Here is a 15,042-nt window from a genome sequence, read left to right on the forward strand (position 1 = left end):
GTTCAGGCGAAGGCGACCGAGCGCGGAGGACCCCGGCGTCCCAGGGAGTGCACGAACAGGTGGGTACGGGTGGTGGCGGCGCGGTGGACGGGGCGCGGAGCCCGGCAGGAGGGGGAGAGCCGCACCGCGACCGCGGCGACGGCGACCAGCAGGGGCCGGAACGTGGTTGCGGCCGCCGCGCGCAGCAGATCGGCCAGCGCCCGCTCGCCCCTGCGCAGCCAGGAGGCCGCGAAGAGCCCCACGCTGACATGCGCGGCCAGCAGTATCCAGGCGGTGGCCGGGTCGGCGTGCGTGAGGAGTGCCGCGACCCGGTCGCTGCCGGTACCGGTGACCCGGGTCAGCGGAGTGGCCAGGGTGCCGCCGCTGCACAGGACGTCCAGGCCCACCGAGCGCAGCGGACCGGTGACCGGGCCGCCCACCCTGCCGTAGCAGGCGTGCTGGCCCGCGGTGAACACCGTGTCCGCGGTCAGCTCCAGGGGCACCAGCAGGGCCGCGATCTTCCTGAAGCCGCGCTCGCGGCCCGCCAGCGCGTACGAGACGACGAAGACGGCGCCGGCGATCACGGCCACCGTCCCCATCGGCAGCGGGACCTCGGACAGCAGCACGTGCGACGCGGTGCTGAGCGTCACGACCATGGTCGTGAACAGCGCCGCGCGTACGGCTCTGAGCTGGGTCCCGGATATGTCCATAGCGGTGAGAGTGTCGCATGCGCTCCCGTAAGGGGCCCTTAAAGGGGGGCCAGGCGTTACGGGAGCGTTGTGCGGGGAGCGGTCTAGGAGGCCTGCAGACCGGGGATCCGGCCGTTGCGGAACAGATCCACGAAGATCTGGTGGTCGGCACGCGCGCGTGCCCCGTACTCGTGCGCGAAGTCGGCCAGCAGCTCCGGGAAGCCCGCCTCGTCGGCGGCGATCGCCGCGTCGATGGCCCGCTCCGTGGAGAACGGCACCAGGGACTCGCCGGACTGGTCGTCCGCGGCCGCGTGCATGGTGGCGGTGGCGCGGCCCAGGTCGGCGACGACCGCCGCGATCTCCTCCGGGTCGTCGATGTCGCCCCAGTCCAGGTCCACGGCGTACGGCGACACCTCGGCGACCAGCTGGCCCGCACCGTCCAGCTCGGTCCAGCCCAGCCACGGGTCGGCGTGCGCCTGCAGGGCGCGCTGGGAGATCACCGTGCGGTGGCCCTCGTGCTGGAAGTATTCACGGATCGCCCGGTCGGTGATGTGACGGGAGACGGCCGGGGTCTGGGCCTGCTTGATGTAGATCACCACGTCGTTCTCCAGGGCGTCGCTGTTGCCCTCGAGAAGGATGTTGTACGACGGCAGGCCTGCGGAGCCGATGCCGATGCCACGGCGGCCGACCACGTCCTTGACGCGGTAGGAGTCCGGGCGCGCCAGAGACGACTCCGGCAGCGTCTCCAGGTAGCCGTCGAAGGCCGCCAGCACCTTGTACCGGGTGGCGGCGTCCAGCTCGATGGAGCCGCCGCCCGGTGCGAAGCGTCGCTCGAACTCGCGGATCTCGGTCATCGAGTCCAGCAGCCCGAAGCGGGTCAGCGAACGGGCGTCACGCAGCGCGTCCAGGAGCGGCCCCTGTGCGGTGTCCAGGGTGAAGGGCGGCACCTCGTCCCTCTTGGCGCCGGTCGCGAGGGCGTGGATGCGCTCGCGGTAGGCCGACGCGTAGACCTTGACCAGCTCGGTGATCTGCCCGTCGCTGAGCGCCTTCGCGTACCCGATCAGTGCCATGGAGGCGGCGAAGCGCTTCAGGTCCCAGGTGAAGGGGCCGACGTACGCCTCGTCGAAGTCGTTCACATTGAAGATCAGGCGGCCCGTGGAGTCCATGTACGTGCCGAAGTTCTCGCCGTGCAGGTCGCCGTGGATCCACACCCGGGAGGTGCGGTCGTCCAGGTAGGGGCCGCCGCGCTTCTCGGCGTCGAGGTCGTGGTAGAAGAGGCACGCCGTGCCCCGGTAGAACGCGAAGGCGGAAGCCGCCATCTTGCGGAACTTCACGCGGAACGCGGCCGGGTCGGCGGCGAGCAGCTCGCCGAAGGCGGTGTCGAAGACGGCGAGGATCTCCTCGCCGCGTTGCTCGGCGCTGAGCTGCGGAACCGACATCGCTGGGTGCCTCCAGGTGCAGGTGGTGCGTGACGTGTGGGACGGAGTCGTCCGTCCCCTTCCAACGGACGACGGTACGCGGGAGTGCCCGTGACCTTCGCACGAGGACACGGGCGGTGAGGCCCGTGTCCGTCGCACGAAGATACGGGTGCACGGTCCGTGTTCGCCGCGTGAAGGCGCGGGTGCGCGGTCCGTGTCCCTCGGATGAAGGTACGCGTGGAAGGCCTTCGGGTGTCAGTGCCGAGGCATAGACTTCGACGCTGTCCCCCAGACTGTCCGCAGCCTGTCGGACCGCCGTTGACGTCTGCCCGCCCGTCACCCGACCACCGCCCCTCGACGAGGCGCTCCGCGCCACACTGCCCGCCCGTCACCCGACCACCACCCACACTGCCTATGGGAGGCCGAAGCCGTGTCGAAGCCGCCGTTCACGCACCTGCACGTCCACACCCAGTACTCGCTGCTGGACGGTGCGGCGCGGCTGAAGGACATGTTCAACGCGTGCAACGAGATGGGCATGACGCACATCGCCATGTCCGACCACGGCAACCTCCACGGCGCGTACGACTTCTTCCACTCCGCGAAGAAGGCCGGAATCACCCCGATCATCGGCATCGAGGCGTATGTCGCTCCCGAGTCCCGGCGCAACAAGCGCAAGATCCTGTGGGGCCAGCCGCACCAGAAGAGGGACGACATCTCCGGCTCCGGCGGTTACACCCACAAGACGATGTGGGCGGTGAACAAGACCGGTCTGCACAATCTCTTCCGTCTGTCCTCGGACGCGTACGCCGAGGGCTGGCTGCAGAAGTGGCCCCGCATGGACAAGGAGACCATCGCTCAGTGGTCCGAGGGCATCGTCGCCTCCACGGGCTGTCCCTCGGGGGAGGTGCAGACCCGGTTGCGTCTCGGCCACTTCGACGAGGCCCTGAAGGCGGCCGCCGAGTACCAGGACATCTTCGGCAAGGACAAGTACTTCCTGGAGCTGATGGACCACGGCATCGAGATCGAGCGCCGGGTCCGCGACGGCCTGCTGGAGATCGGCCGGAAGCTCGGCATCCCCCCGCTGGTCACCAACGACTCGCACTACACACACGCCCATGAGGCGGGTGCCCACGACGCCCTGCTGTGCATCCAGACGGGCAAGAACCTCTCCGACCCGGACCGCTTCAAGTTCGACGGCACCGGCTACTACCTGAAGTCCACGGACGAGATGTACGCCATCGACTCCTCGGACGCCTGGCAGGAAGGCTGCGCCAACACGCTCCTCGTGGCCGAGATGGTCGACACGACCGGCATGTTCGAGAAGCGCGACCTCATGCCCAAGTTCGACATCCCCGAGGGCTACACCGAGGTCACCTGGTTCCAGGAGGAGGTGCGCCGCGGCATGGAGCGCCGCTTCCCGGGCGGCATCCCCGAGGACCGCCAGAAGCAGGCCGAGTACGAGATGGACGTCATCATCCAGATGGGGTTCCCGGGCTACTTCCTCGTGGTCGCCGACTTCATCATGTGGGCCAAGAAGAACGGCATCGCCGTCGGTCCCGGGCGAGGCTCCGCGGCCGGCTCGATCGTCGCCTACGCCATGGGGATCACCGACCTCGACCCGATCCCGCACGGTCTGATCTTTGAGCGGTTCCTCAACCCCGAGCGCGTCTCGATGCCGGACGTCGACATCGACTTCGACGAGCGTCGGCGCGTCGAGGTGATCAGGTACGTGACGGAGAAATACGGCGCCGACAAGGTCGCCATGATCGGCACATACGGCACCATCAAGGCCAAGAACGCCATCAAGGACTCCGCGCGCGTGCTGGGCTACCCGTACGCGATGGGCGACCGCATCACCAAGGCCATGCCCGCCGACGTCCTCGGCAAGGGCATCCCGCTGTCCGGCATCACCGACTCCAGCCACCCCCGGTACTCGGAGGCGGGCGAGGTCCGCGGGATGTACGAGAACGAGCCGGACGTGAAGAAGGTGATCGACACCGCCAAGGGCGTCGAGGGCCTGGTGCGGCAGATGGGCGTGCACGCGGCCGGCGTGATCATGTCCAGCGAGACCATCACCGAGCATGTGCCCGTCTGGGTGCGGCACACCGACGGCGTGACCATCACCCAGTGGGACTACCCGAGCTGTGAGTCGCTCGGCCTGCTGAAGATGGACTTCCTCGGTCTGCGCAACCTGACGATCATGGACGACGCCGTCAAGATGGTGAAGTCCAACAAGGGCGTCGACATCGACCTGCTGAGCCTCCCGCTGGACGACCCCAAGAGCTTCGACCTGCTCCAGCGCGGCGACACCCTCGGTGTCTTCCAGTTCGACGGCGGGCCCATGCGCTCCCTGCTGCGTCTGATGAAGCCGGACAACTTCGAGGACATCTCCGCCGTCTCGGCCCTGTACCGCCCGGGCCCGATGGGCATGAACTCGCACACCAACTACGCGCTGCGCAAGAACGGCCAGCAGGAGATCACGCCGATCCACCCGGAGCTCGAGGAGCCGCTCAAGGAGGTTCTGGACGTCACTTACGGCCTGATCGTCTACCAGGAGCAGGTGCAGAAGGCCGCCCAGATCATCGCGGGCTACTCGCTCGGCGAGGCCGACATCCTCCGCCGTGTGATGGGCAAGAAGAAGCCCGAGGAACTGGCGAAGAACTTCACCATCTTCCAGACCGGCGCGCGCAAGAACGGCTACAGCGACGAGGCCATCCAGGCCCTGTGGGACGTGCTGGTCCCCTTCGCCGGCTACGCGTTCAACAAGGCGCACTCGGCGGCGTACGGCCTCGTGTCGTACTGGACCGCCTACTTGAAGGCGAACCACCCCGCCGAGTACATGGCCGCGCTGCTCACCTCGGTGAAGGACGACAAGGACAAGTCGGCCGTCTACCTGAACGAGTGCCGCCGCATGGGCATCAGGGTGCTCCCGCCCAACGTCAACGAGTCGGAGGCGAACTTCGCCGCCCAGGGCGACGACGTGATCCTCTTCGGCCTCTCCGCCGTGCGCAACGTCGGTACGAACGTCGTCGAGTCGATCATCAAGTGCCGCAAGGCCAAGGGGAAGTACGCGTCCTTCCCGGACTATCTCGACAAGGTCGAGGCGGTGGTGTGCAACAAGCGCACCACGGAATCGCTGATCAAGGCGGGCGCCTTCGACACGATGGGACACACCCGCAAGGGCCTCACCGCGCAGTACGAGCCGATGATCGACAATGTGGTCGCGGTCAAGCGCAAGGAGGCCGAGGGGCAGTTCGACCTCTTCGGCGGCCTGGGCGAGGAGCAGAACGACGAGCCCGGCTTCGGCCTCGACGTCGCGTTCACGGACGACGAGTGGGACAAGACCTATCTGCTCGCACAGGAGCGGGAGATGCTCGGTCTGTATGTCTCCGACCACCCGCTCTTCGGTCTGGAGCACGTGCTGTCCGACAAGGCCGACGCGGGCATCGCCCAGCTCACCGGAGGCGAGCACGCGGACGGCGCGGTCGTCACCATCGGCGGCATCATCTCCGGCCTGCAGCGCAAGATGACCAAGCAGGGCAACGCCTGGGCGATCGCGACGGTCGAGGACCTCGCCGGCTCCATCGAGTGCATGTTCTTCCCGGCGACCTACCAGCTCGTGTCGACCCAACTCGTCGAGGACGCCGTCGTGTTCGTCAAGGGCCGTCTCGACAAGCGCGAGGACGTGCCGCGGCTGGTCGCGATGGAACTGATGGTTCCCGACCTGTCGAACGCGGGCACCAACGCGCCCGTGGTGCTCATTATCCCGGCGGTGAAGGTGACACCGCCCATGGTGAGCCGGCTCGGTGAGATCCTCAGCCAGCACAAGGGCGACAGCGAGGTCCGCATCAAGCTCCAGGGCCCGCGCAGGACGACCGTCCTGCGTCTGGACCGGCACCGGGTCAAGCCGGACCCGGCGCTCTACGGCGACCTGAAGGTCCTGCTCGGCCCCTCCTGCCTGGCCGGTTAGTTGCCCCCGTGAGGGACCCGCGGCCCGGTGGACCGAGCCGCGACACGTAAGGGGCGCACCCGTGCACAGGTGCGCCCCTCGGTGTGTTCCGGGGCTTCAACGGCCCTGGTACGCCCTTCAGTTGTGGCCGAAGCTCTTCTGCTTCTTACGGGCAACATCCGCAGGGCTGCCCTGGGCCGGCGACATAGGAGACTGATGCGCCTCCGCCGCGGGCCTGTGCGTCTGCTCCTGCGCCTGCTCGGGCTGGGGGGAGCGGTGCTGGGGGCCGGCCTGCTTGCGGTTCTTGTTCTTGGCCATGGTGATGCCTCCTGTGGGGGATCTAGGGGCCAGGGCCGGGACCAGATTCACATAGGCTGATAAAGAACGCATGTCGTGCAATTACCGTGCGTGATAAAGGCAGTGGAGGGGTCGTGTCCGCATTCCGCCACGCCGAAGATCGAGTTCGGGCCGTTAACCTCCCGGCGGTCGGGCAGACTCGAAGGAAGCCCGAAGCAAACCTCCCGGAAAGAGGGTGGAACGCGTGGACCGCTGCATCGTCCTGGTGGACGCCGGGTATCTGCTCGGGGCTGCCGCCAGTCTCCTCGCCGGTGAGCCCTCGAGGTCACGGATCACCGTCGACCACGCCGCTCTCATCCTGGGGCTGCGTGAACGTGCCGAGGCCGAAACCGAACGGCCGCTGCTGCGCATCTACTGGTTCGACGGCGCCCCTGACCGGGTACCGCAGCCGGAGCACCGCAGGTTGCGTGTGATGCCCCGGGTGACCGTGCGCCTGGGCGCGCTGACCCGCAGCGACGGGCGATGGGCGCAGAAGGGCGTCGACGCCGCGATGCACGCGGAACTGACCGAGCTGGCCCGCAATCGCGCCTGCTCGGACGTTGTGCTCGTCACCGGTGACGGAGATCTGCTGCCGGGCATGATGGCCGCGAAGGAGCACGGGGTCGCCGTGCACCTGTGGGCCGTGCAGGCCGCCGACGGTGACTACAACCAGTCCGAGGACCTGGTCGCCGAGGCCGACGAGCGGCGCGTGCTCGACCGGACCTGGATCACCAAGGCCGTACAGGCCAAGGAACTGGGCGGGGTGTGTGCGCCCCCGCCGGCGCCGCGGCCGGAGATCGCCGCGATCCTGTCGGCGCCGCTGCCCGAGCCGACGCTCACCGCCGCGACGGAGCGGCCCGACGCCGAGCCGGAACACGTCTCGGCGTCCGCCTCGCCGAACGGCGTCCAGGAGCGTGTGTCGACCTCCAAGGGGGTCCCCACCCCGAAGGATCTGGCGACCCTGAGGGGGCAGGGCACCCAGACGGTCCAGCAGCCCGCCGGGGCCACGCTGCGATGGTCGTCCGACAAGGGCTGGGTGGACCGGTCCGTCGCGGCCGAGTCGCCGGAAGCCGCCTCCCTGCCGACGCTGGCGCAGCTGACGACGGCGGAGCAGCGGTGGGCCGACCGGGAGGAGGACATCACCACGGTCGGCGGTGACCCCTACGAGGTGGGACAGGTGTTCGCACGGCGGTGGATCGGGCGGCTCGCCGACCAGACGCACCTGCCGAAGCTGTCGGGCATGTATCCGCGCGTGCCGCATCGTATCGACGGGGAACTGCTCCGCTACGCGGCGCGGTTCGGCCTGCTCGCGCACAAGGACGACCAGATCGACGAGCACGACCGGTACGCGATCCGGGCGGGCTTCTGGAGGGAGATCGACCAGCGCACCGCGACGGAGCATGCATCTGCCGGGCAGTAGGGCACGCGGGGCCGTCGGGCCCCGGGAGCCTGGCGACGGGCGGTACCCCGTACCCTCGTCCTTTGTGAGTACGCGCACCGCACAGGCACAACGGCAGGGTGGCGCCGTCGTGTGCGCCGTGCGGGGGTTGACCAAGACCTATCCGGCAGTGCGTGGCCGGCGCGGCACACCCGGGTCGCCCGAGGTGCGCGCCACCGACGACGTGCAGCTGGACATCCGGCGTGGGGAGATCTTCGGGCTGCTCGGGCCGAACGGCGCCGGAAAGTCGACCCTCGTACGGCAGCTGACCGGGCTGATGCGTCCCGACCGCGGCAGCATCGAGATCCTCGGACACGACATCGTGCGCCACCCCGAGCGGGCCGCGCGGATCCTCGCCTACCTGGGGCAGGAGTCCACCGCGCTCGACGAGCTGACGGTCTCGCTCGCCACCGAGACGACGGGGCGACTGCGCGGTCTCGATGTGCGGCGGGCGCGTCAGGAGCGGGACGCCGTCCTCGAGGAGCTCGGGCTCATGCCGGTCGCCTCACGGCCCCTCAAGAAGCTCTCCGGCGGCCAGCGCCGGCTCGCGTGCTTCGCCGCCGCGCTCGTGGGGGAGCGGCCGCTGCTCGTGCTCGACGAGCCGACCGCCGGGATGGACCCCGTCGCCCGGCGGTCCGTGTGGGCCGCCGTGGACCGGCGGCGCGCCGAGCGCGGGAGCACCGTGGTGCTCGTCACCCACAACGTGATCGAGGCGGAGACGGTCCTCGACCGGGTCGCCGTTCTCGACCGGGGACGTGTCATCGCCTGCGACACGCCGGCCGGTCTCAAGGAGCGCGTGGCGGGCGAGGTGCGGGTCGAACTCGTGTGGCGCGAGCAGGCGCCGCTCGAGGTGCCGGAGGTCGCGGCGCTGCGCGCCCGCGCCGTGGAGTCCGGGCGCCGCTGGTCGCTGCGGATGGCCCCCGAGGAGGCGCGCGCGGCCGTCGCCACCGTGACGGGCGGTGCCGCCTTCGCCGCCCTCGACGACTTCACACTGGCCACGCCCAGTCTGGAAGACGTCTACCTGGCGCTCGGCGGCAGCACCCGGGGGCTGGTGAAGGGATGAGCGCTGGGATCGTCGGGTCCGTACGGACCGCAAGGGGCGTCGCGTCCGTGCCGGGCGGGGCGGCGGCAGCAACGAAGAGGAGCAGCACGACGTGAGTGTCGTACCCGCCGAGGTTCTGCCCGGGGTCGGGGTGGCCGACGAGGGCGTCGAGGACGCCGCGGTCCTCGGGCCGCGGCCACGACTGTGGCCGTCGCTGGCCGCCGTGTACCGCGCGCAGCTCTCCCGGGCGCGGGTCGCGCGGATCCCGCTGCTGTTCGTGGCGACGTTCCAGTCGATCGGCATCATGATCATGATGCGCGGGGTCGTGTCCGGCGGGGCGGACGCGCGGTCCGTGGTCGCCGGGTCGTCCGTACTGGTGGTCGCCTACGTCGGGCTGAACCTGCTGGCGCAGTACTTCGGTCAGCTGCGCGCAAGCGGCGGGCTCGACCACTACGCCACGCTGCCGGTGCCGGCCTCCGCGGTGGTCCTCGGGGCGGCGGGGGCGTACGCGTCCTTCACCGTGCCCGGAACGGTGGTGACCGCTGTCTTCGGCTGTGTGCTCTTCGGGCTGCCGTTGGCCCATCTGTGGGTGCTCGTCGCGGTGATCCCGCTGGCCGGGGCCGCCCTGTCCGGGCTCGGCGCCGCGCTCGGGCTGCTCGCGCCGCGCCCCGAACTGGCCACGCTGCTCGGACAGCTGGGCATGTCGGCGGCGCTGCTGCTGGGCGTGCTGCCGGCCCACCGGATGCCGGAGATCGTGCAGCTCGTACGGGATGCGCTGCCGTCCACCTACGGCGTCGAGGCGCTCGCACGGACCTTCGGCGCGCGTCCGGACTGGGCGCTCGTCCTCGGGGACCTGGGCGTTTGCGCCGCCGTCGGTGTGGCCTCGCTCGCCCTGGCCACCTGGGCGTACCGCCGGGCGGCCGTCCGGTGACGCCTCTGACAGCTACGACTGGCAGGATGTGAAGGTGACCGCTCCCTTGACTCCGCCTCCGCCGCCGCATGAACAGTCGCCGCACTCTTCGCACGACGCGTGGCATGCCGTGTCCGCCCGTCCGGGAGCCGGACCCGCCCCGCACGGTGCCACGTCCGTGTTCGGTCATGGCGGGCCCGCCATGAAGACGGAGGTGCGGGAGGCAGCCGTGATCACGGTGAGCGTCGCGCTCGCCGGGGTGCTGCTCGGGGTGCTGTGGGCGTGGCTGGCGCCGCGTGTGCCGCTGGTCGGGGACCTGGTCGACAAGAGCTGGGTCGTCTACCTGAAGGACACCGAGGGCGAGCAGGCCATCGGCGTGGACGGGACCTTCACCCTGCTGGCGCTGGGCTTCGGCGCCGTCAGCGCCCTGGTCGTCTTCCTGGCGCGCCGGCGGGGCGGTGTCCCGCTGGTCGTGGCGCTCGCTCTGGGCGGGCTGCTCGGTTCCCTGCTCGCATGGCGTGTCGGGGTCTGGCTGGGACCCACACAGAACGTGATCGCCCACGCCAGGACCGTGGGCAAGGGAGTGACGTTCTCCGCGCCCCTGAAGCTGGGCGCCAAGGGGGCGCTGCTGGCGTGGTCGCTGGCCGCGCTGGTGGTGCACCTGGGCCTGACGGGTCTGTTCGGCCCGCGCGATCCGGACCCGTACGCGACGTCCTACGGGGGACCGCCGGTGGCGTGACCCCTTGATGCGGCCGAGGCGCCGGGCAGCTCGGGCGAGCTGCCCGGCGCTGTTCTTGTTCTCGGCGTTGTTCTGGTTGTCGGGCGTGGTCACGCCGGCCGATGGCCGTGGTTGGCGTGACCCTTCTTCATGCGCCATTTGCGCTTGCGTGTCCTCTTCGACATGTTTCCGTACTAGCCGAGGAACGGCCGTACGTCGAGTGGTCACGCACGCGCGATCGGCGCCAGGATCGCCTCTGTGAGCCTCGCAAGGTCGTCGGCGGTCAATTCCACCTCCAGGCCGCGGCGGCCCGCCGAGACGCAGATCGTGGCGTGCGACGACGCCGACTCGTCGACCACTGTGCGCAGCTTCTTGCGCTGGCCCACCGGAGAGATGCCGCCCCGCACGTATCCGGTCGTACGCTCCGCCAGCGTCGGGTCGGCCATCGCGGCCCGCTTGCCGCCCACCGCGGTCGCCAGCGCCTTCAGGTCCAGCGATCCCGCCACGGGGACCACCCCGACCACCAGCGCGCCGTCCACGTCCGCCACCAGCGTCTTGAAGACCCGGTCGGGGGACACGCCCATCGCCTCCGCCGCCTCCTCGCCGTACGAGGGGTGCGACGGGTCGTGGTCGTAGGAGTGGACCGTGAACTCCACCCCGGCTGCGGCCAGCGCCACCGTCGCCGGGGTTCCCCCCGGCTGCTGCTTCCTGGTCTTCTTCGCCATCCCGGCCGTTCCCCACTTATCGTGCTTCAGTTCAGACTGGTCGGAGCCCGTGTCAGTTCCGACACCGGCAACGACGGCAGACTACGGATGATCGCCGTCTCCGAGCGGAGCAGTTTCAGTTCGTCACGGAGGCGGGACGCCGTGTCCGGTGCCTGGAGCAGTCGCTGCTTCGTCGGCGTGTCCAGCATCACCGCTGCCGCCACCAGGTACGACACCACCGCCGGCTCGTCCGGCAGGTCTGCGCCCGTCGACAGGGACCTCTCCCGCGCGCCCGCCAGCCGCTTCTGGTACTGCCGGAACGCCCGCAGCACGCCCTCGGCGAGTGCGCCCGCCTCGTCGCCCTGCTCCTCCGGCAACTCCTCCAACTCGGCCGTCAGATACGGGCCCGAGGCATCCACCGAGAGCAGCCGGACACGCGTCGTGCCCGTCGCCAGCACCTCGAACGTGCCGTCGGCCCGCTCCCGGATCGTCGCCGCGTCCGCGACACAGCCCACCTTGTGGAAGGCCCCGGCCGGATCGGCCCCGAAACCCGCCGTGGGTCCCCGGTCTGGCAGTGCCGTCGGGTCCGGCATGCCCGGAGCGCTGGGCGCCACCTCGTGGCCGTCGCGGATCGCGACGACGGCGAAGCGGCGCGGTTCGTCCTCGGGGGTCTTCAGGAGGTCGCGCATCATCGCGCGATAGCGCTCCTCGAAGACGTTCAGCGGGAGCACGAGTCCCGGGAACAGCACCGAGTTGAGTGGGAAGAGCGGGAGCCGGACGGTGGTCACGACGGGAAAGCCTAATGGGCGCGCGCGGACGTGGATCCGGCGCGCCCACTCCGTGGAAGGAGCGGCCCGGCCGAACGCGGGACCCGGCGGGACGGCACCTCGTGGCAGACGCTCTCCCGCAGTTGGAGGAACAGGCCCAGAGGATCGTCACCGACGCGTTCCCAGGGGAACGACGTGGCGTACGGGCCGATCATACGCAACTGCGTCAACGCCTCCTCCCAGCGCTCCAGCCTGACCAGCACGAACGTGAGGAGGTTGCGGACCTCTGCGGGCCACGGGTCGGCGGCCTCGTACAGCGCCGACAACGCGATCGCCCGGTCCGCCGCCGCGTCCAGCCGGTCGCGGCCCACCACCGCCCCACCGCCGTCCGCGAGACAGGTGAAGGCCGCACGCAGAGGGAGAGCCTGCACGAGCGAGCCGGGCAGCGCGTCCTGCGCCGCGGTCTCGGCGAAGTCGAGGCACTCGCTGTGCGATCCGCGCCAGGAGGAGGCGAGGTAACGCAGGGCGGCCACATGGCAGCCGTAGTGGTGCGGGGAGCGGTGGACCGCCTCGCCCCACAGCCGCTCGAACTCCCGGTGCCCCGCTGCGGTGCCGCGCGCGTGGTCGAGCGCCACCCGCCACGGCACCGGGTCGCGCGGATCCGCCTCGCAGGCGGCCGTGATCAACGAGCCTGTCCGGCGCAGCAGTTCGGCACGCTCGGGTGACTCCCAGGCGCGGGTCAGGGCCAGTTCCGCCTTCACCAGCAGCGCGTCCGGGCCGTCCGGGGCGACGGCGCACCACTCCGTGAACCACTCGCCACGCGAGCGGGCGAAGCCGGCGAGCCGTGTCACATACCGGTCGCGGTCCTCCCACTCGGCGGTCTCCCGAGTGGCCGCGAGCAGCTTGGCGGCCGGGCCGTGGTCGCCGCGGGCCGCCGCGACCAGGGCCGGTGCGAGGTGCTCGTCGGGTGCGTCGAGCAGGACCTCGCCGTCCGCGGGCAGCCCGGCGGCGAGGTCGGAGGAGGAACGGGCCATCCGTGTCCTGCGGATGAACGCGCGCAGCAGTGCCATGGTGTCGACCATTGAAAAGCCGCAGGTCGGGAACGCGCCAGAGCGAAAACATTATTCGTGGTTAGTTGTACTCTCAACAGTCAAGAGTCGGCAAAGGAAGACCGTTTCGGTGTGGTTGGGCTCCTATGTGCCGGCTGCCCGGCCGCTGTCCGTTCAGCCGCGCCGCAGCAGTCTCGTCGCCCCCGCCGCGACCGTCGTCGCCAGGATCCAGCCCAGCAGGATCACCACCGCGGACAACCACTGCCAGCCGCCGCTCAGCTGCCACTGCCCGACCTGGCCGAGGTCGATGACCGGCAGCAGCAGGTCCAGGGCCAGCAGGGAGGGGTTCCACGCCGGATGGCCGTCCTTGTTCACCGGGGGGTGACTCGCGTGCGAGAACGCGATCGACGTCGCCGCCCACAACACCGCCATCCACACCGCCGCGCGGCCGGGCCGGTAGCCGTAGGCGACGGTCCAGTCCTGCGCGTACCCCCACAGCTTGGCCGCGAGCGGCAGCGTCTCGCGGCGGCGCCGCTGCTTGGCGAGCAGCACCTCGCGGGCGTCCTCGTCCTCCCCGGAGTTGCGCAGCACGGTCGCGAGCCGCTCGTAGGGTTCCGGGTTGTACTCGGCGGTCGCCGCCGCCACCCACTCCAGGCGCCGGGCGAGCGGGAAGGCGTCCTGCGGGACGAGATTCTCGTAGGCGAAACCGCCCATGTGCAGATTGCCGGGGCCCGGCCAGCTCGTCCATCGGTCGACCAGGGTCACGATCCGCCCGCCCGAGAGGACCACCTTGCCGCGCTCGGGACCCTCACCCAGGAAGCGCAGCTCGGGTGTCTGGATCCGGCGCAGAGACAGCTCCTGGTCGTCCTCGAGGGCGAAATGGGCCTGCTCCAGGTCGATGGCGTCCCCGAATCGCCCGTCGTCCAGCCGGACCCCGCCCCGGCACTCGAACCGCTGCATCCGCGTCCCGCGCGCGGGTGTGGTGCCGCTGGTCAGCAGCGGATTGCCGACGCCCGCCGGGGTGAGGTAGAGCGACCGCTCCACGGTCAGCTGGGGGGCGTTCAGCGCCAGCCGGCCGTAGGGGTTGGTCAGCTGGGCGCCGCGCAGGCTCAGCGAGACGCCGACGGTGGCGCTGCGCAGGCTCAGCTCACCGTGCGACTCCAGCATCTCGGCCTGGAGGTCCTGTCCGACGGTCAGCCCGTCCGCGGTGATCGAGCGGCCGCGCCGGTCCCGGTAGACGACGGCCTGGTTGAGCAGCAGATCGGTGCCGATGTGCGCGTCGGTGAGCCGCACGCCGTTGTGGAACCGGCAGCGCGGCAGATGCAGATCGCCCTCGGTCTGCACCCGCGCCGCCTCCAGGCGCGGGACCGAGCAGTCCACCAGCCGTGCGGTCGTGAAGCGGGCCTCCGGCAGCAGGATCTCCTTCTCGAACCGGCAGCCCATGAACTCCACGTACGGCACGATCGTGCCGCCCGCGAGGTCCAGCGTGTCCGTGATCTGCACGCCGGTCAGCTTGAGCGAGGCGACCCGTCCCGCCAGCGCGGGCGGCCCGCCCAGGAGGAGCCAGGCCACGATCCGTGCCCGCACGGAGCGCTCGGGTCCCCACGGGTGGCCGCCGTGCGGATCGTCCACGGCGGCGTCCCCGCTGCGCACGTCGTACGCGCTGCCGTTGCGGAAGGCCTGCCACATCCCGGCCTCTGTCGCGGTCAGGTCCTCCGGCAGGTCCCCGGTGCGGACGCCGGCACCCTCGGTCACGGCACCTTCCTTTCTCCCCGGCTGCTCGCGGGCTCGTACGACCGTTCATGCCCGCTGGGTGACGGGCCGAACGCCAATGGTGAAGGTGATCTTCCGGGTCCGGTGTCAGTCACTCGATCCGGCCATAATCGACGCCTTCCGCACCACCGTGTGCCGGCCGCGGTCCGGCCCCGCCGGAGCCCCGGGAAGCCGGGGCCGGTCAGCGGCCCGCGTCGGCTTACCCGGCCGGGGGCACACGACCCCGGCGGTCCGACACGCGCGGGCGCGGCTCCCGGCGACGCCCGGACG

The 15,042-nt window shown here is 70.6% G+C and carries 12 protein-coding genes; 5 read left to right on the forward strand and 7 right to left on the reverse strand.

The genetic code is table 11. The annotated features are described in order from the left end of the window. Positions 1-2: 2 nt before the first annotated feature. Positions 3-689, reverse strand: a complete 687-nt coding sequence (locus VXC91_RS00385; protein ID WP_329504224.1) for a hypothetical protein — start codon at positions 687-689, stop codon at positions 3-5. Between the two features lie 83 nt (positions 690-772). Continuing rightward, positions 773-2,107, reverse strand: coding sequence for a DUF2252 domain-containing protein (locus VXC91_RS00390; RefSeq protein ID WP_329504225.1), 1,335 nt, complete (start codon positions 2,105-2,107; stop codon positions 773-775). Between the two features lie 409 nt (positions 2,108-2,516). Between VXC91_RS00390 and dnaE the strand changes: the two genes are divergently transcribed. Next, a complete protein-coding gene (gene dnaE / locus VXC91_RS00395) occupies positions 2,517-6,056 on the forward strand; it encodes a DNA polymerase III subunit alpha (RefSeq protein WP_329504226.1) in 3,540 nt (1,179 codons plus the stop codon). Positions 6,057-6,173: 117 nt separating this feature from the next. Here dnaE and VXC91_RS00400 read toward each other — a convergent pair whose 3' ends face one another. Next, positions 6,174-6,353, reverse strand: coding sequence for a hypothetical protein (locus VXC91_RS00400; protein ID WP_329504227.1), 180 nt, complete (start codon positions 6,351-6,353; stop codon positions 6,174-6,176). A 223-nt stretch (positions 6,354-6,576) separates the two neighbouring features. Between VXC91_RS00400 and VXC91_RS00405 the strand changes: the two genes are divergently transcribed. The 4 genes from VXC91_RS00405 to VXC91_RS00420 all read left to right on the forward strand — a co-directional run bounded on the left by VXC91_RS00405 (position 6,577) and on the right by VXC91_RS00420 (position 10,500). Further along, positions 6,577-7,791: an NYN domain-containing protein gene (locus VXC91_RS00405; RefSeq protein WP_329504228.1), complete on the forward strand. Its 1,215-nt coding sequence runs from the start codon at positions 6,577-6,579 to the stop codon at positions 7,789-7,791. A 109-nt stretch (positions 7,792-7,900) separates the two neighbouring features. Then, entirely contained in the window at positions 7,901-8,872 is a 972-nt protein-coding gene (locus VXC91_RS00410; RefSeq protein WP_329504326.1) for an ABC transporter ATP-binding protein, read from the forward strand. A 91-nt stretch (positions 8,873-8,963) separates the two neighbouring features. Further along, on the forward strand, positions 8,964-9,782 hold the full coding sequence (locus VXC91_RS00415; RefSeq protein ID WP_329504229.1) for an ABC transporter permease: 819 nt from the start codon (positions 8,964-8,966) through the stop codon (positions 9,780-9,782). 34 nt (positions 9,783-9,816) lie between these two features. Then, the gene (locus VXC91_RS00420) at positions 9,817-10,500 is read left to right on the forward strand and encodes an AAA family ATPase (protein WP_329504230.1); all 684 of its coding nucleotides are present in this window, start codon (positions 9,817-9,819) and stop codon (positions 10,498-10,500) included. Positions 10,501-10,703: 203 nt separating this feature from the next. Here VXC91_RS00420 and ybaK read toward each other — a convergent pair whose 3' ends face one another. The 4 genes from ybaK to VXC91_RS00440 all read right to left on the reverse strand — a co-directional run bounded on the left by ybaK (position 10,704) and on the right by VXC91_RS00440 (position 14,754). Next, positions 10,704-11,204 carry a Cys-tRNA(Pro) deacylase gene (gene ybaK, locus VXC91_RS00425; RefSeq protein ID WP_329504231.1) on the reverse strand — a complete coding sequence of 167 codons (501 nt, stop codon included), beginning with the start codon at positions 11,202-11,204 and terminating at the stop codon, positions 10,704-10,706. 26 nt (positions 11,205-11,230) lie between these two features. Further along, positions 11,231-11,971, reverse strand: a complete 741-nt coding sequence (locus VXC91_RS00430; protein WP_329504232.1) for an LON peptidase substrate-binding domain-containing protein — start codon at positions 11,969-11,971, stop codon at positions 11,231-11,233. An 11-nt stretch (positions 11,972-11,982) separates the two neighbouring features. Continuing rightward, positions 11,983-13,032, reverse strand: a complete 1,050-nt coding sequence (locus VXC91_RS00435; protein WP_329504233.1) for a hypothetical protein — start codon at positions 13,030-13,032, stop codon at positions 11,983-11,985. Between the two features lie 141 nt (positions 13,033-13,173). Continuing rightward, entirely contained in the window at positions 13,174-14,754 is a 1,581-nt protein-coding gene (locus VXC91_RS00440) for an oxidoreductase (protein WP_329504234.1), read from the reverse strand. Between the last annotated feature and the right edge of the window lie 288 nt (positions 14,755-15,042).

This window comes from Streptomyces chiangmaiensis (genome assembly GCF_036281785.1).
GTDB classification, from domain to species: domain Bacteria; phylum Actinomycetota; class Actinomycetes; order Streptomycetales; family Streptomycetaceae; genus Streptomyces; species Streptomyces chiangmaiensis.

Coding starts and splice junctions, on each gene's coding strand:
- ybaK (WP_329504231.1), bottom strand. CDS start 11,204: ATGGCGAAGAAGACCAGGAAGCAGCAGCCGGGGGGAACCCCGGCGACG.
- VXC91_RS00435 (WP_329504233.1), bottom strand. CDS start 13,032: ATGGTCGACACCATGGCACTGCTGCGCGCGTTCATCCGCAGGACACGG.
- VXC91_RS00390 (WP_329504225.1), bottom strand. CDS start 2,107: ATGTCGGTTCCGCAGCTCAGCGCCGAGCAACGCGGCGAGGAGATCCTC.
- VXC91_RS00385 (WP_329504224.1), bottom strand. CDS start 689: ATGGACATATCCGGGACCCAGCTCAGAGCCGTACGCGCGGCGCTGTTC.
- VXC91_RS00400 (WP_329504227.1), bottom strand. CDS start 6,353: ATGGCCAAGAACAAGAACCGCAAGCAGGCCGGCCCCCAGCACCGCTCC.